This is a genomic window from Streptomyces sp. RKAG293 (assembly GCF_023701745.1).
Taxonomy (GTDB): domain Bacteria; phylum Actinomycetota; class Actinomycetes; order Streptomycetales; family Streptomycetaceae; genus Actinacidiphila.
The window spans coordinates 2,272,584-2,287,975 of record NZ_JAJOZB010000001.1; the positions used below are offsets into that span (position 1 = coordinate 2,272,584).

The 15,392-nt window shown below is 71.9% G+C and carries 15 protein-coding genes; 3 read left to right on the plus strand and 12 right to left on the minus strand.

Annotation, left to right across the window (positions count from 1 at the left end):
• The first annotated feature begins 161 nt into the window (after window positions 1-161).
• The gene (locus LNW72_RS10000; protein ID WP_250975077.1) at window positions 162-1,247 is read left to right on the plus strand and encodes an alpha/beta fold hydrolase; all 1,086 of its coding nucleotides are present in this window, start codon (window positions 162-164) and stop codon (window positions 1,245-1,247) included.
• A gap of 100 nt (window positions 1,248-1,347) precedes the next feature.
• Window positions 1,348-2,064: a peptidoglycan editing factor PgeF gene (gene pgeF / locus LNW72_RS10005; RefSeq protein WP_250975078.1), complete on the plus strand. Its 717-nt coding sequence runs from the start codon at window positions 1,348-1,350 to the stop codon at window positions 2,062-2,064.
• Window positions 2,065-2,096: 32 nt separating this feature from the next.
• Here pgeF and LNW72_RS10010 read toward each other — a convergent pair whose 3' ends face one another.
• Window positions 2,097-3,440: a cytochrome P450 gene (locus LNW72_RS10010; protein ID WP_250975079.1), complete on the minus strand. Its 1,344-nt coding sequence runs from the start codon at window positions 3,438-3,440 to the stop codon at window positions 2,097-2,099.
• Window positions 3,441-3,593: 153 nt separating this feature from the next.
• On the opposite strand from LNW72_RS10010, the gene LNW72_RS10015 reads away from it, so the two are divergent.
• Window positions 3,594-4,445, plus strand: a complete 852-nt coding sequence (locus tag LNW72_RS10015) for a siderophore-interacting protein (RefSeq protein WP_250975080.1) — start codon at window positions 3,594-3,596, stop codon at window positions 4,443-4,445.
• An 87-nt stretch (window positions 4,446-4,532) separates the two neighbouring features.
• On the opposite strand, the gene LNW72_RS10020 is transcribed toward LNW72_RS10015, so the two are convergent.
• The 11 genes from LNW72_RS10020 to LNW72_RS10070 form a co-directional block, all read right to left on the minus strand.
• Window positions 4,533-5,312: an ABC transporter permease gene (locus LNW72_RS10020; protein WP_250975081.1), complete on the minus strand. Its 780-nt coding sequence runs from the start codon at window positions 5,310-5,312 to the stop codon at window positions 4,533-4,535.
• A complete protein-coding gene (locus tag LNW72_RS10025) occupies window positions 5,309-6,328 on the minus strand; it encodes an ATP-binding cassette domain-containing protein (protein ID WP_250975082.1) in 1,020 nt (339 codons plus the stop codon). The genes LNW72_RS10020 and LNW72_RS10025 overlap by 4 nt, the downstream gene beginning before the upstream one ends.
• Window positions 6,329-6,526: 198 nt before the next feature.
• The gene (locus tag LNW72_RS10030) at window positions 6,527-7,210 is read right to left on the minus strand and encodes a PadR family transcriptional regulator (protein ID WP_250975083.1); all 684 of its coding nucleotides are present in this window, start codon (window positions 7,208-7,210) and stop codon (window positions 6,527-6,529) included.
• 179 nt (window positions 7,211-7,389) lie between these two features.
• A complete protein-coding gene (locus tag LNW72_RS10035) occupies window positions 7,390-10,206 on the minus strand; it encodes an RNA helicase (protein ID WP_250975084.1) in 2,817 nt (938 codons plus the stop codon).
• Between the two features lie 127 nt (window positions 10,207-10,333).
• Window positions 10,334-11,221, minus strand: coding sequence for a diacylglycerol kinase (locus LNW72_RS10040; RefSeq protein WP_250975085.1), 888 nt, complete (start codon window positions 11,219-11,221; stop codon window positions 10,334-10,336).
• A 97-nt stretch (window positions 11,222-11,318) separates the two neighbouring features.
• Complete coding sequence (gene tatC / locus LNW72_RS10045; protein ID WP_250975086.1) at window positions 11,319-12,245, minus strand: twin-arginine translocase subunit TatC; 927 nt, start codon at window positions 12,243-12,245, stop codon at window positions 11,319-11,321.
• 61 nt (window positions 12,246-12,306) lie between these two features.
• Window positions 12,307-12,588, minus strand: coding sequence for a Sec-independent protein translocase subunit TatA (tatA, locus tag LNW72_RS10050; protein WP_250975087.1), 282 nt, complete (start codon window positions 12,586-12,588; stop codon window positions 12,307-12,309).
• Window positions 12,589-12,869: 281 nt separating this feature from the next.
• Window positions 12,870-13,073 (minus strand): hypothetical protein, encoded by a 204-nt coding sequence (locus LNW72_RS10055; RefSeq protein WP_138354824.1) that lies wholly within the window; start codon window positions 13,071-13,073, stop codon window positions 12,870-12,872.
• 90 nt (window positions 13,074-13,163) lie between these two features.
• Complete coding sequence (locus LNW72_RS10060) at window positions 13,164-13,424, minus strand: hypothetical protein (protein ID WP_164293719.1); 261 nt, start codon at window positions 13,422-13,424, stop codon at window positions 13,164-13,166.
• A 9-nt stretch (window positions 13,425-13,433) separates the two neighbouring features.
• Window positions 13,434-14,381, minus strand: a complete 948-nt coding sequence (locus LNW72_RS10065; RefSeq protein ID WP_250975088.1) for a WYL domain-containing protein — start codon at window positions 14,379-14,381, stop codon at window positions 13,434-13,436.
• Between the two features lie 14 nt (window positions 14,382-14,395).
• Window positions 14,396-15,337, minus strand: a complete 942-nt coding sequence (locus tag LNW72_RS10070) for a YafY family protein (RefSeq protein WP_250975089.1) — start codon at window positions 15,335-15,337, stop codon at window positions 14,396-14,398.
• Window positions 15,338-15,392 lie beyond the last annotated feature (55 nt).

Sequence of the window (15,392 nt, forward strand, 5' to 3'; positions counted from 1 at the left end):
CGCGGCGCTGCTCCCGCGGGAGTACGCGCCGCGGACGGGCTGCCGCGGACGAAGTAGCGCCGGCCCCTCCTCGCGCCGGACGCGGCGGAGGGCGGCCGGGGGCGAGAGTGTCCGTGGGGGCGGTCCGCCCCCACGGGCCATCGACGACCGGGACAGCCGTTTTGGATCACGCACGAACGAACGAAGAGTCCGAGCCGGACACCGCCCCACGGGCGCCCGCCGCCGATGCGCCTGCGGAGGCTGCTGCGGAGGCGCCGTCCGGTCCCGCCCCGGCCCCGCGGCGCTCCCGGCTGCGGTGGTGGGTCCGGCGTACCGCGCTGGTCTGTGCCGCGCTGCTGGTCACGGTGACCGCCGCGTCGTTCGTCTACAACGGGTTCACCTCCCACCGGGCAGCGCCGCCACCGGGGCTGACGTACGTCGAGGCGGCCGGCATCCACACCCGCTACGAGGCGTGGGGCGGGACGGGCTCGCCCGTCGTCCTCGTGCACGGGGCCTTCGAGTCGGCCGACACCTGGTCGCGGCTGGCCCCGCTGCTCGCCCGGAACCACCGGGTGTACGCCCTGGACCTGACCGGCTCGGGGTACAGCGAGCGGAGCGGCCCGTACACCGTCGACCACTTCACCCGGCAGCTGCTGGGCTTCCTCGATGCCCTGCGGCTGGGCGGTCCCGGTGAGCGCCCGATCCTGGTCGGCCACTCCAGCGGCGCGGCGATGGTCGCCGAGGCCGCGCTGCGCGCGCCGGGACGGATCGGCGGGGTGCTGCTCCTCGACGGCGACGCGCTCGACACGGGCGCGGGCCCGCCGCCCGCGCTGCGTTACGTGCTGATCGATCCGTACCGCACCACCCTGCTGCGGCTCGGGCTCGGCTCCGACCGGCTGATCCGCAAGGTGTACGACGCCCAGTGCGGGCCCGGCTGCCCGCGGCTGGACGGCGCGGGTCTCGACCAGTGGCGGCGGCCGCTGCGGGTGGCGGGCGCCGAGGGCGCCCTGTGGAGCATGCTGGGCGAGGGCGTACCCGGCATCTCCGCCGACCGGCTGGCGGGGCTGCGCGGGGTGGACGTGCCCAAGGCGGCCGTGTTCGGCGCGCAGGACGACGTGTTCAGCCGGCAGACGCCGGCCGAGACCGCCGCACGCATCGGAGCCCCCGCCCCGACGCTGATCCCCGGCGCCCGCCATCTGACGATGATCTCCAGCCCGGACGCGGTCGCCGCCGCGGTGGAGGCGCTCGCCGGCCGTACCGCGCGGTGATCCGGTACCAGGCGCGGGACCCCCGGGGCGGGCCGCCGCTCCGGCCGGTACCGGCCGGGGCCGTACGCTGCTGGCACAGGCCGACCGAGGGAGACAGCGCATGGAACTGGCACCGCGAGTGCGGTACGCCGTCACCGACCGGCACGGCGGGGTGAGCAGGGCCCCGTACGACAGCAGGAACCTCGGCGGGGCCACCGGCGACGACCCTGCCGCCGTCCGCCGCAACCGGCAGCTGACCGCGTTCGAGCTGGGACTCGACACCTCACGTGTCGTCCACATGCGCCAGGTGCACAGCGCCACGGTGGCCGATGTGACCGCGCCCTTCGGCCCGGACGCGCCGCCGCTCGACGCCGTCGTGACCTCCGAGGTCGGCCTCGCGCTGGCCGCGCTGGCGGCCGACTGCGCCTCGGTGCTGCTCGCCGACCCGGTGGCCCGGGTCATCGGCGCCGCGCACTCCGGACGGGTGGGAACGGTGGCCGGCGTCGTGCCCGCCGCCGTCGACGCCATGGTCGCCAAGGGCGCCGACCCGGCCCGGATGGTCGCCTTCATCGGACCGACCGCCTGCGGCACCTGCTACGAGGTGCCCGACGCCATGCGCGAGGAGGTCTGCGCCACGCTCCCCGAGGCGTGGGCGACCACCGCCCAGGGCACCGCCGGGCTGGACGTACGGGCGGGCATCGCCGGGCAGTTGACCCGCGCCGGTGTGGGCGAGGTCCGGCACGACCCGCGCTGCACCATCGAGTCGAAGGAGCTGTTCTCGTACCGGCGGGAGCAGACCACCGGACGGTTCGCCGCCTACGTCTGGCTGACGCAGTAGCCCTTCCACTCCCTGAGGTCTGCGGGGGGAGCTCAGAGCGGCCGGACGGTGGCGCGGACGGCCCGGTCCGGCTGCAGGGTCAGACCGACGGTCGGCCGGATGTCGCCCGGGTCCACGTCCAGGTGGAAGCGCTGGGCGAGGGTGGCGAGGACCAGGACCGCCTCGACCATCGCGAAGCGCGCGCCGAGACAGGCGCGGGTGCCGCCGCCGAACGGGAACCAGGAGTTGTCGGTGATCGGATCGGGCGCGTCCGGTGCCCAGCGCTCGGGGCGGAACTCCTGGGCGTCCGGGAACCAGCGCGGGTCCAGGTGGGTCGCCCAGGGGCTGATCCAGACCTGGGTGCCCGGCTCGACCGGCTCGCCGCCGAGCGTCGCGCCCTCCGTGGCGACGGCGTAGTTCAGCCAGACCGTCGGCCGGATGCGCAGCGTCTCCTTGATGACGCTCTCGGTGTAGGTCAGCCGCCCGTAGTCGTCGAAGTCCGGGGTGCGGCCGGCCAGTTCGCGGCGCAGCTCCGCGACGAGCTTCCCGCGTACCGCCTCGTTGCGGGAGATGAGGTACCAGGCCCAGGTCAGGGTGGTGGCGGTGGTCTCGTGGCCGGCGTTGTAGAGGGTGACGCTCTCGTCGCGGATCTCACGGTCGGTGAGGGGGACCCCGTTCTCGTCCCGGGCGGCGAGCAGCCTGCCGAGCAGGTCGTCACGGTCCTCGCCCGAGGTCCGGCGGGCGGTGACCAGCCGGGCCACCTCGGTGTCGAGCGTGTCGACGGCGGCCTTGAAGCGGATCCGCCCGGGGGTGCGCACCCAGTCGGGCAGTATCGCTCCCAGGCCGCGGAACTCGGCGCCCATCTGACGCTGCGCGATCCCCATCGACCGGGCGATGAGCTCCTCGTCGACCGCCGCGTCCGTGCCGAAGATGGTGCGGACCGCGATCCGCTGGGTCACGCCCTCCATCTCCTGCTGGATGTCGATGTGCTCGCCGCCGGACCAGCGGTCGGCCAGCTGCTGGGCGACGGCGCTCATCGTCCCGGCGTGGATCCGCACCTGGCGGGGCCGCACGGAGGGCTGGACGATCGCGCGCTTGCGCCGCCAGTCGGCGCCGCGGGCGGTCACCACGCCCTCTCCCATCAGGTATTTGAAGGAGAATCCGAGATCCGGCTGCTCGAAGACCGTCCCGCGCGACGACAGCAGCTCGCCGATCAGGTCGGGGTGGCACAGGAACCGGGCCGGGGTGCGGCCCATGGTCCAGCGGACCTGGTCCGCGGGGTACTCGCGCAGCCGGGTGAAGAACGCGAGCGGGTCCCTGGCGAACTGCGGGAGGTTGCCGAGCAGCGGCACTCCGCGCGGGCCGTCGGCGATGGCGGTGGCCGTGTCGGTACTCATGTGGATCATCAAAGGGAACCGGCGCTCCGGCGGCGGGAGTTCACCGGCCTTGTGATCATTCCGATATGAGGTGCCCACGATATGGACCGATCAGTTAGGCTTGCCTAAGTTGTGTCCGAGTTACCCAGGTGAACGAGAGGGTGGGAAGAGCCCATGGCGGACCGTCCGGCGCGCAGGACCCCGAAGCTCAACCGGGCGCGCGTACTGCGCACCGAACGCATCACCCCGCACATGATCCGTGTGGTGCTCGGTGGCGAGCAGCTCGCGGGCTTCGGTGCGGGCGAGCACACCGATCACTACATCAAGCTGCAGTTCCCGGTGGACGGGGTCGCGTACCCCGAGCCCATGGACCTGGAAACGGTCCGCCGGGACTTCCCCCGCGACCAGTGGCCGCGTACCCGTACCTACACCGTGCGCGCCTGGGACCCGGAGGCGGTGGAACTCACCGTCGACTTCGTGCACCACGGCGACGAGGGCATCGCGGGCCCGTGGGCCGCCCAGGTGCAGCCCGGCGAGGAAGTGCTGTTCGGCGGCCCCGGCGGCGCCTACTCGCCCGGCGAGGACGCCGACTGGCATCTGCTCGCCGGCGACGAGAGCGCCCTGCCGGCCATCGCCGCATCCCTGGAGCGGCTGCCGGAGGGAGCGCTCGCCAAGGCGTTCATCGAGGTGGCGGGCCCCGAGGAGGAGCAGGAGATCATCCCGTCGGGGAAGGCGGACATCGTCTGGCTGCACCGCGGCGACCGGCCGATCGGCGCCGCGCTCGTGGAGGCGGTGCAGGCTCTGGAGTTCCCGCAGGGCACCGTGCAGGCCTTCGTGCACGGCGAGGCGACGTTCGTGAAGGAACTGCGGCGCCATCTGCGGATCGACCGCGGTCTGGAGCGCGAGCAGCTCTCCATCTCCGGCTACTGGCGGCGCGGCGCCGACGAGGACGGCTGGCAGGCCTCGAAGCGCGAGTGGAACCAGCAGGTCGAGCAGGAGCAGGAAACCGTTCCGGCCACCTCCTGACGGCGGGTGTTTGCTGACGGCGGTTTGGTGAGCGCACGGCGGCCGGGCCCGGATGTTCCGGGCCCGGCCGCCGTTTCCGTACGGTCCTCAGACCGACTTCTGGTACGCGCGGAAGGTGCGGGTGGACAGCCACACCGCGGCCACCGCCAGCGCCAGCAGCGCACCGCCGCGGCTGAGCACCGAGCCCCAGTCGGGGTCGGCGGCCATCGCCGAACGGCCCGCCACCAGCGCCCAGTTGACCGGGTTGAAGTCGGCGATGTGCCGCATCCACGACGGCATCAGCGTCACGGCCATGAAGGCCGAGGACAGGAACGTCAGCGGCAGCAGCAGGAAGGTGTTGATGCCGATGATGCTCTCGCGCTGCCGCACCAGCATGCCGAGCGCGTTGGAGAACGCGCCGAACACCGTACCGAGCAGGATCGACGCGACGACCAGGATCAGCAGCCCGGTGAATCCGCCCGGGTAGTCGGCGCCGCCCAGCTTGCCGAGCAGCACGATCACCACGGACTGCAGCGCGGTGCTGATGCCCTGCTGCACCACGTTGGCGTTCATCAGCGCCGCCCGGCTGACCGGGGTGACGAGGAAGCGGTTCAGCGTGCCGCGTTCGATCTCCTCAAGGGTGCCCATGCCCGCCCACATGCTGGAGGACAGGGCGCTCATCACCACCACGCCCGGCACCAGGTAGTCCAGGTAGGACGTGGTGCCGAAGCCGCCCAGCTCGACGACCTTGCGGAACAGCGAGCCGAAGAGGAACAGCCAGATCACCGGCTGCACCAGGGTGATCACCAGGAAGGCCGGCTGCCGCAGGATCGCGGTCAGTTGACGCTGCGTCATGTACCAGGTGTGGTTCAAGGTCGCCGTACTCATCGGGCACCTCCAGCGGTGGCGGGGACGGGAGCGCCGTCACCGGTGTCGGCGTCCGCGAAACGGCGGCCGGCGTAGCGCAGATAGACATCGTCGAGGGACGGCCGGGCCACGGTCACCGAGGCGACGGCCGCGCCCTCGCGTTCGAGGACGGCGAGCACATGCGGCACCGCGGACGGACCGTCGTCGGCGCGGGCCCGCACATGGCGGCCGTCGACGACCGCCTCCCGGACGCCGGCGAACTCCGACAGCGCCGTCTCCAGCAGCCGCGCGTCGAGCGGGCCGGTGTCCTCCCGCAGCACGACCTGGACGGCGTCGCCGTGCAGTTCGCCCTTCAGCTCGTCGGGCGTGCCCTCGGCGACGACCCGGCCGCGGTCGACGATCGCGACGCGCTCGGCGAGCCGGTCGGCCTCTTCGAGATAGTGGGTGGTCAGCAGGATCGTCAGGCCCTCGTCACCGGCCAGCCGGGAGATCTCCTCCCACATGGCGGTACGCGCCTCGGGGTCGAGACCGGTGGTGGGCTCGTCGAGGAAGAGCACCTCGGGCCGGTGGACCAGCCCGATGGCCACGTCCAGCCGGCGCTGCATACCGCCGGAGTACGTCTTGACCAGCCGCTTGGCGGCATCGGTGAGAGCGAAACGGTCCAGCAGCTCATCGGCCCGCCGGGTCAGCGCGGCGCCCCTGAGCCCGTACAGCCGCCCCTGCAGGAGCAAGTTCTCCCGGCCGGTGGCGACCGGGTCCGCGCCGGACTTCTGCGCGACCACCCCGATGGCCCGGCGGACCCGGTCCGGATGCCGCAGCGCGTCATGACCCGCGACGATCGCGGTCCCGGAATCCGGACGGGCGAGCGTGGTGAGGATCTTGACGGTGGTGGACTTGCCGGCGCCGTTGGGGCCCAGCAGCCCGAAGACCGTGCCCGCTCCGACGGTGATGTCCATGCCGTCAAGGGCCTTGATATCACCGGGATACGTCTTGATCAGGTTGTGCGCCGCCACAGCGGGCGCGCGGGTGGTCGTCATGGGGTGCCTCCGCCTATCGGTGTTCGGTGTCTGCCGAACCGATCGCGGGAAGGGGGCCGGGCTATCCTGGGTGTGCCGCACCTGGATCGCCTGGCACCTGCTTCGCGCGGTTGTCCGGCCGATGGGTTACGCCTCCGGTGTCCGCTGTTCCCGCAGCGGGCGCCGGAGTTGTCGTTTCCGGGGGTGGTCCCCCCGGGGTCAGAGCTCCTTCATGTGCTCCCTGAACTGTTCGCCGATCCCGGAGTCCGCGACCTGCTTCTCGATCTCCGCCCATTCGCCGGGGATGTCGCCGCTCTGCTGCCAGGACCGCCATTCGGCGACGCCGGAGACCGTCCCCGCGGCCAGCTCGGCGAGGAAGCCACGGGTCCAGGCGATCTCCGCCTCGACCATGTGGACCTGGTACTCGGTCTCGATGAGGAACATCCGGGGCAGGTCCCCGTCCAGCTTCCCGAGCACCCCGCGGATCGCGGCCACCTGGATCTCCAGCTTGGCGACCCGCTCCCCGAGCAGCCCGACCGCCTCGTCCGGCGGCAGCATCAGGATCAGCGAGAGCGCCGCCTCGTAGGCCGGATACTCCCGCACCGGCACGGCCACCAGATCGGCCAGCCAGTCGTGCATCTCCACCCGCCCGGACGTGGTCAGCCCGTACAGGGTCCGCTCGGGCCGGTTGCCCTGCCGCTGCGTGCCGGCGATCTCGACGAAACCGTGCTTCTCGAGGTTCTGGACGACGGTGTAGAGCGAGCCGTAATTGATCTTGATGCTCTGCTCCTTCCCCCGCTGCCGGAGCACCTGCGCAATCTCGTACGGATGCATCGGCCGCTCCCCCAGCGTGGCCATCACCGCCAGCGCCAACGGATTGGACAGCTTTCGCCGCTTCGCCATCACCCTCACCTCGCTTCCGGATATCCGTGGCCGAGCATATCGCGTGTACGCGAGTTCGACAAGCGCGATACATCGCGAGTTTCCCGCCGGGCCCGCATCGCCGCCGGACCTGTCACGACACAGCAAAAACCCCGCCCGCCGGTGGATCCGGCGAGCGGGGTGTCGGGTACCGCCTGGGCTCAGCCCACCGAGGAGTACGCCACTACGCCGCGGCGCAGGGCTTCGACGGCTTTGCGGGCGTTCTTGCGGACCGGGCTGTCGGTGGGGGCCGCGTCGGAGATCTGGCCGAGCACGTCGATGACCTGCTTGCACCAGCGGACGAAGTCACCGGCCGGCATCTCGGCGTCGCCGAGGACCGCGTCCAGGCCGTGGCCCGACGCCCAGCGGTAGACCGGCCACGCGAAGCCGAGGTCCGGCTCGCGCTGGCCGACGCCCTCGGTCTGGTGGATGCGGTGGTCCTCCTCCAGCGCGTCGAGCCGGCCCCAGATCCTGACCATCTCGGCGAGCGCCTCCTTGGCGTTGCCGGTCGGGAGCTTGGGCGCCAGCGCGTCGTCGGACTGCCGCGCCTCGAAGACCAGCGCCGAGACGCACGCCGCCAGTTCGGCCGGGCCGAGGCCGTCCCAGACGCCCTCGCGCAGGCACTCGCTGGCCAGCAGGTCCAGCTCGCCGTAGAGCCGGGCGAGCCGCTTGCCGTCGGCGGTGACCTGTTCGCCCTGCAGATATCCGAGCTCGGTGAGGAGCCCGCAGATCCGGTCGAAGGTGCGCGCGATGGTGTTGGTGCGGCCCTCGATGCGCCGCTCCAGCTGCTTGGTGTCGCGCGCCAGCCGGTGATAGCGCTCGGCCCAGCGGGCGTGGTCCTCGCGCTCGTCGCACCCGTGGCAGGGGTGCGCGCGGATCTCGGTGCGCATCCGGGCGATCTCGGTGTCGTCGGCCGCCGCGGCCCGCGACTTGCGGTGCCGCTCCGGCTCGAAGTGCCCGGCCTTGGTCCGCATCGCGGAGGCCAGGTCCCGGCGGGACTGCGGGCTGCGCGGGTTGAACGACTTCGGGATCCGCATCCGGTCGACGGCTTCGACCGGCACCGGGAAGTCGATCTGCGCCAGCCGCTTGACCTGCCGCTCGGCGGTGAGCACCAGCGGACGCGGACCGTCCTGATGGTCCTCGTGCCGCCGGTGGCCGGGGCTGCGGCCGGCCGGGACCCCGGGTTCGAGCACCAGGGCCAGCCCGGCGTACTTGCCCGCCGGGACATGGATGATGTCGCCCGGCTTGAGCTTCTCCAGCGCGTCCGACGCGGCGGCCCGGCGCTGGGTGGCGCCCTGCCGCGACAGTTCGGCCTCGCGCTCCTTCAACTGGCGGCGCAGCCGCATGTAGTCGTCGAAGTTGCCGAGGTGGCAGGTCATCGACTCCTTGTAGCCGTCGAGCCCCTCCTCGTTGCGCTGCACCTGCTTGGAGATCCCGACGACCGACCGGTCGGCCTGGAACTGCGCGAAGGACGTCTCCAGCAGCTCCCGCGAGCGGTGCCGCCCGAACTGGCCGACCAGGTTGACCGCCATGTTGTACGACGGCTTGAAGGACGAGCGCAGCGGATACGTCCGGGTGCCGGCCAGCCCCGCGACCGCGCCCGGGTCGAAACCGCGCTGCCACAGCACGACGGCATGGCCCTCGACGTCGATACCGCGGCGGCCGGCCCGGCCGGTCAGCTGGGTGTACTCGCCGGGGGTGATGTCGGCGTGCGTCTCGCCGTTCCACTTCACGAGCTTCTCGAGCACCACGGAGCGGGCCGGCATGTTGATGCCCAGGGCCAGGGTCTCGGTGGCGAAGACCGCCTTGACCAGGCCCTTGAGGAACAGCTCCTCGACGACCTCCTTGAAGGTCGGCAGCATGCCGGCGTGGTGCGCGGCGACGCCGCGCTCCAGGCCCTCCAGCCACTCGAAGTACTTCAGGACGTGCAGGTCCTCGTCCGGGATCGCCTTGGTGCGCTCCTGGACGATGGCCCGGACCCGCTCCCGGTTCTCGTCGCTGTTCAGCCGCAGCCCGGCGTACAGGCACTGCTGGACGGCCGCCTCGCAGCCGGCCCGGCTGAAGATGAAGGTGATGGCCGGCAGCAGCCCCTCGGAGTCGAGCCGCTCGATCACATCGGCGCGGCTGGGCGTCCAGACCTTGCCGCTCGACCGGCGCTCGCGCTCCCGGTCCGCCTCGTAGCCGCGCTTGTGCCGGTCACGGGGGTGGACGGTCCGCTGGTTCTCCATCCGGGCGAGGCGTACCAGGTCCGGGTTGACCTCGCGGCGGGCGGCCTCGGCGGCGCCCTCCTTCTCCTCGAAGAGGTCGTACATCCGGCGGCCGGCCAGCACGTGCTGCCACAGCGGCACCGGGCGGTGCTCCGAGACGATCACCTCGGTGCTGCCGCGCACGGTGTCGAGCCAGTCGCCGAACTCCTCGGCGTTGGAGACGGTCGCCGACAGCGACACCAGCGTCACGGACTGCGGGAGGTGGATGATCACCTCTTCCCAGACGGCGCCGCGGAAGCGGTCGGAGAGGTAGTGGACCTCGTCCATCACGACATAGCCGAGGCCGTCGAGCGCCGAGGATCCGGCGTAGAGCATGTTGCGCAGCACCTCGGTGGTCATCACGACCACCGGTGCGTCGCCGTTGACGCTGTTGTCACCGGTCAGCAGGCCGACCTTGTCCGCGCCGTACCGCTTGACGAGGTCGCTGAACTTCTGGTTCGACAGGGCCTTGATCGGGGTGGTGTAGAAGCACTTGCGGCCCTCGGTGAGGGCGAGGTGGACGGCGAACTCGCCGACAATGGTCTTTCCGGAGCCGGTCGGCGCGGCGACCAGCACTCCGCTTCCGGCCTCCAGAGCCTGACATGCCGCGATCTGGAACGGATCCAGGTCGAAGTCGTACAGCGCGCGGAACGGCGCGAGGGCAGTGGCCTGATCGGCCGCGCGACGCCGGTCTGCGGCGTAGCGCTCGGCGGGGGACATCTCATCGGTCATCTTGCCACCGAGCGTACCGGCCCCCACCGACACACCGCGTGATCTTTTATTCGTATCGACGCCCGGAACCACGGCGGACCCACGGCGGACGGGCAGCGGACGGGCGGCGGACCGGCGCGGTCGAACATCAGACCAGCAGCCGCAGCGCTCCCGGCACCGTCACGGCGGTCATCGGCAGCGGCCCTATCCGCTCGCCGTCCGCGTATCCCGTCACGTCGTCCGCCGCGAGCCGCACCCGTGCCGCCCGGTGCACGGTGACCTTCGGATGGCTGGGATGCGTCCCCCGGTACACCCGGGGGAAGACCGTCAGGAGCGTGGTGCGGCTGCACGGCCCGACGACGGTGATGTCGAACAGCCCGTCGTCGAGGACCGCGTCGGTGCAGATCCGCATGCCGCCGCCGTACGACGACCCGTTGCCGACCGCGATCAGGGTCGCCTCGATCTCCCGTTCCGGGCCGTCGTCGAACCGGATCCGGTACGGGATCGGGCGCAGGGCGGCGAGTTCGGCGAGCATCGCGACGTCGTAGCGGAAGCGCCCGGTGGGCCACCGCATCCGGTTGCCGCGGTCGTTGACCCGTGAGTCGAAGCCGGAGGCCAGTACGGTCCCGAACCAGCGGTCCCCGATCTTCCCGAGGTCGACGGCCCGGGTGCGCCCTTCGCTGAGCGCGGCGGCAGCCGCGCGTCCGGCGGCCGCGGGGTCGCGGACCGGCAGCCCGGTGGCGCGGGCGAAGTCGTTGCCGGTGCCCACCGCGATCACTCCCAGCGGGATGTCGGTGCCCGCCACCGCCTGCAGGGCCAGCGAGACCATCCCGTCGCCGCCGACGGCCACCAGCGCACCGGTCCCGGCGGCGACCGCCTCGCGGGCCTGCACGAGGGCGTCGGCGGCGTCCTGGCCGACGACGGTGCGAACGGTGAACCCGGCCTCCCGCATCGCGCGGGCGGCCGGCTGCGCGGCGTGTGCGCCCCGGCCGCGTCCCGCGGCGGGGTTGACGAAGAGGGTGATGTCGCTGGTCACGCGCGGACCCTACCGCGCGTGATCACCCGCGTCGAGGTCGAGCGCTTCGAGGCCGACCCCGGGGGTCGAGCGCCGGGGTCGAGCGCCGAGGGCGAGGTCAGGTCGCGTCGTCGAAGTCGTCGGTGGGACGGTCCGACGCGGCCGGGGCCGGTGCGGCGCCGACCTGCTCGGGGATGTGGTCGAGGCTGGACGCCTCGTCGTCGTCGAGCGAGAAGTCCGGATCGGCCTCACGGCGGCGGCGCTTGCGGAGGTCGTTGAAGAACGCGATCCCCACGGCCCCGAAGTACAGGAACACGATGGGAGCGGCGAGCAGCGACATCGAGAACGGGTCGCCGGTGGGCGTGGCCACCGCGGCGAAGATGGTGATGCCGAGGACCATCACCCGCCACCAGCCGAGCATGCGCTTGGCGGTGAGCACTCCGGTGAAGTTCAGCAGGACCAGCAGCAGCGGCAGTTCGAAGGCGCAGCCGAAGACGATGATCATGCGCACGACGAGGTCGAGGTAGTCGTCGAGCGGGAACAGGTTGCGCGCGTCGTCGACCGTCAGGTCGATCATGATCTGCGCGGTCTGCGGCAGGATCACATAGGCGAGGTAGCCGCCGCCGAGGAAGAGCGGCACGCCCGCGGCGACGAAGGAGATCGCGTAGCGCTTCTCCTTGGTGTGCAGTCCCGGCGCGAGGAACGCCCAGAGCTGGTAGAGCCAGATCGGCGTCGTCGCCACCAGGCCCGCCATCAGCGAGACCTTCATGGCGATCGCGAACGGGCCGGTCAGCCCGTTCACCGTCATCTCCGCGCACGGCCGGCCGTCGGCGCCCTTGATCTGGCCGTTCACGCAGCCCACGGACTTGAGCACCGGGTGCATGAAGAACTGGATGATGTCGCGGTAGAAGAACGACGCGACGATCGTGACGACGATGATCGCCAGTACCGACTTCAGCAGCCGGTTGCGCAACTCACGCAGGTGATCCGCGAGCGGCATGCGCCCTTCGGGATCCTTCTCCTGCTTGCGGGCAGACTTGAGCACCCACGTCCTCGTCTCGTGCGGCAGCCGTCAGCGGCTTGTTGCGAACCGGTACGGGCTGAGGTCAGCCCTGGGTGGTGTGGTTCGGCTCCGTCACCGGGCGGGCGCTGGTCACATCGCCGGGCGCGGCCTGGATCGTCTTCGGCGCGGCGGGCGCGGACTCGGCGGTGTGGGTGTCGGCCACCGGAGCCTCGTCGTCCTTCTTCATCGCCTTGGCCTCGCTCTTGAGGATGCGGGCCGACTTGCCGAGCGACCGGGCCATGTCGGGAAGCTTCTTGGCGCCGAACAGCAAGATGATGACGAGAAGGATGAGGACGATCTCGAGGGGCTTGAGATTGCCGAGCATAAGTGTCTACCTTCTCACCGAGGCGGCGTGGGTCCATGTCTTCGGCGACCCGGACAGGAGTCCGTACCGCCGTACTGGCTGTGATCGTAGCCTGCGGTGGTAAACAACCGGCAACCCGTCGGCAACCACCAGGTGCGACCCCTGCCGCTCATTCATGGGGCCACGTTACGCAGCGTACCCTCCGGGACGGCCGGGAACGAGAGCCGTTGTGTAACGCCGGAGCCGTCCCGGTCCGCGAACCGGGGATCACGCCAGGTCCAGGGGGTCGGCGCGGGTCCGCGTCACTGCCGGGAGATGTCCCCCGCGCGCTCCGCGAGCGGCTCCGCGGCCCGGCTCAGCCGGTCGGCGGCGCGGGAGAGGTCGTCGGTGCTCCTGGCCACCTGCCGGGCCAGCCGCTGGACCTCGGCGAAGAGCCGGACGGCGAGTGCGCCGAGCACGAGGATGCCGGCGGTCGAGAGGCCGACGTACAGGTAGAGCCACCACATGGCACCGACCCTATCGGCTCGGCCGGCGCCCGGATGTCCTCGGGCGCCGGGATGTCCTCGGGCGCCCGGATGCCCTCGATCGCCAGGACGTCAGCAGATGTGCAGGCGCATGGTGCGCACCCCGCCGCCGGTGAGCAGCTCGATGATCCGCTCCCCCGCCGGCTTGCGGACCGCCAGCCCGCACTCCGGGCAGGTGAAGGAGTAGAACGTGGTCCGGTGGGTGCGGCCGATCGCCAGCCGCAGCTCCTGCGACGCCAGCTCGAAACGGCCGCGGCAGTCCGGGCACGCGGCCTTGAAGAGCACCGCGGACGGCGCAGGGGCCGTCATCGTCGAGGTCGCTGCCCCCGTCATCGTCACTCCCTATTCTCCGTACGCCGCCAGTGCCAGCACGGCCGCTTCCCGCGCCCGGTCCGCGAGGTCGGCCGGCGAGACGATCCGGCCGTCCCGGCCCAGCCGCAGCGCGAGCCGGCGCAGCGAGCCCGGGTCGGGGGTGCGCAGGCTGATCCGCAGTCCCCCGTCGGGCAGCTCGTCGGCGCTGTCGTACGGGTAGTACTCGGCGACCCAGCGGCCGCCGGGACCCACCTCGATGACGACCTCCGGGTCGTCGCCCGCCGGCTGCACCAGCCCGAGGGACAGGTCGCGCGGCTCGATCCGCGGCGGGTCGGACGGCTCGTCGAGCAGCCTGATCTCCGCGACCCGGTCGAGCCGGAAGGTCCTGCGGTCCTCCGACAGCCGGCACCAGCCCTCGAAGTAGGTGTGGCCGACCGCGAAGAGCCGGATCGGATCCACCTCCCGCTCGGTCAGCGCGTCCCGGGCCGGCGAGTAGTAGCGGATCCACAGCCGGCGCCGTTCGGCGATGGCCCGGTCCACATCGGCGAAGACGCTGCCCTCGGACTCGAAGGTCACCGAGAGCTGGGAGCTGGCGGCCGCCACCTCGCCGGCCGCTGTCTCCAGCTTCGCGGTGGCCCGCAGCAGCGCCTGCCGGTCGCTGTCGCGCAGCCCCGGCAGGTTCGCCACCGCCCGCGCCGCCACGAGCAGTGCCGTGGCCTCGTCGGCCGCCAGCCGCAGCGGCTGCGCCACATCGTCGACGTTGTGCCACCAGATCCGCTCGCCGTCGGTGTCGATGTCGAGCAGGTCACCGCCACGGAAGCTTGTACCGCACAGCGGCAGGACGTTCAGGTCGCCGATCAGCTCGGCCTCGGTGACGCCGAAGGCGCGGGCCACATCGGTGACGCGGGCGCCGGGGCGCTCCCGCAGATAGGTGACCAGGGAGAGCATCCGCCGGGTCTGGTCGATCGCGTTCGCCATGTCGTGAAGTCCCGTCAGTCCTTGGCCACGGCACGCAGCCGGTCCACCACATCGGCCCGCAGTTCGGCGGGTTCCAGGACCACCACGTCGGGACCGAACTCCACCAGCCAGGCGTCGAGTCCATGCCCGTACGGGATCTCCAGTTCGTCCCAGTCGGCGTCCACCGGCTCGGACGTCACGGCCTTGGCCCGCAGCGGATAGCCCGAGTCGCGGCGCAGCCGGATCCGGGCGGTCGCGGTGGCGCCCTCGCCGGCCCAGCTCGCGACGGCGGCGCGTACGTCCACGTGGTCAGGGACGGGGGCGCTGAAGGCACCGCCGCGGGAGCGGACCTTGCCGGAGATGCGGGAGAGCCGGAAGACCCGGACCGCGCCGCGGTCGCGGTCCCAGCCGGCCAGGTACCAGTGGCCGCGCCAACACTCCAGGGCCCACGGCTCGACCTGCCGCGGCTCGGGGCGCACCGCGTTCGCCTTGCGGTAGTCGAAGGCGACGGCCCGGCGCTCGCGCGTCGCGACCATCAGCGGCTCGAACGCCGGCGCCGGGGTGGGGATCCGGGGTTCCAGCGCGCTGTGGGTGTCCTCGAACGGCACGCCCGCCGCCCGGAGTTTCTGCAGCGCGCCGCTGGCGGCCTCGGCCAGCCGGGCCTGCTGCCACACCTTGGCGGCCAGGCTCAGCGCGGCGGCCTCCTCGGCGTCCAGCGCGATCTCGGGCAGCCGGTTGCGGTCGCGGCGGGCCAGATAGCCCACATCGCCGTCGACGCTCTCCACCGTCTCGATGATGAGCCCGAGTTCCCGTAGATCGTCCTTGTCGCGCTCGAACATCCGGTTGAACGCGTCGTCGGAACCTATCTCGTGATAGGCCTCGATCGACTCGCGCAGTTCCCGCTTGCTGACGGGACGCCGGGTGTTCATCAGGCACAGCGCCAGGTTCATCAGTCGCTCGGCCTTGGCAATCGCCATCGCGCACCCTTCGTCTTCAGCTCTCGATCGACGACCGTACCGCTCCGGGGAGCTG

Coding starts and splice junctions, on each gene's coding strand:
- pgeF (WP_250975078.1), top strand. CDS start 1,348: ATGGAACTGGCACCGCGAGTGCGGTACGCCGTCACCGACCGGCACGGC.
- LNW72_RS10010 (WP_250975079.1), bottom strand. CDS start 3,440: ATGAGTACCGACACGGCCACCGCCATCGCCGACGGCCCGCGCGGAGTG.
- LNW72_RS10015 (WP_250975080.1), top strand. CDS start 3,594: ATGGCGGACCGTCCGGCGCGCAGGACCCCGAAGCTCAACCGGGCGCGC.
- LNW72_RS10020 (WP_250975081.1), bottom strand. CDS start 5,312: ATGAGTACGGCGACCTTGAACCACACCTGGTACATGACGCAGCGTCAA.
- LNW72_RS10025 (WP_250975082.1), bottom strand. CDS start 6,328: ATGACGACCACCCGCGCGCCCGCTGTGGCGGCGCACAACCTGATCAAG.
- LNW72_RS10030 (WP_250975083.1), bottom strand. CDS start 7,210: ATGGCGAAGCGGCGAAAGCTGTCCAATCCGTTGGCGCTGGCGGTGATG.
- LNW72_RS10035 (WP_250975084.1), bottom strand. CDS start 10,206: ATGACCGATGAGATGTCCCCCGCCGAGCGCTACGCCGCAGACCGGCGT.
- tatA (WP_250975087.1), bottom strand. CDS start 12,588: ATGCTCGGCAATCTCAAGCCCCTCGAGATCGTCCTCATCCTTCTCGTC.
- LNW72_RS10055 (WP_138354824.1), bottom strand. CDS start 13,073: ATGTGGTGGCTCTACCTGTACGTCGGCCTCTCGACCGCCGGCATCCTC.
- LNW72_RS10060 (WP_164293719.1), bottom strand. CDS start 13,424: ATGACGGGGGCAGCGACCTCGACGATGACGGCCCCTGCGCCGTCCGCG.
- LNW72_RS10065 (WP_250975088.1), bottom strand. CDS start 14,381: ATGGCGAACGCGATCGACCAGACCCGGCGGATGCTCTCCCTGGTCACC.
- LNW72_RS10070 (WP_250975089.1), bottom strand. CDS start 15,337: ATGGCGATTGCCAAGGCCGAGCGACTGATGAACCTGGCGCTGTGCCTG.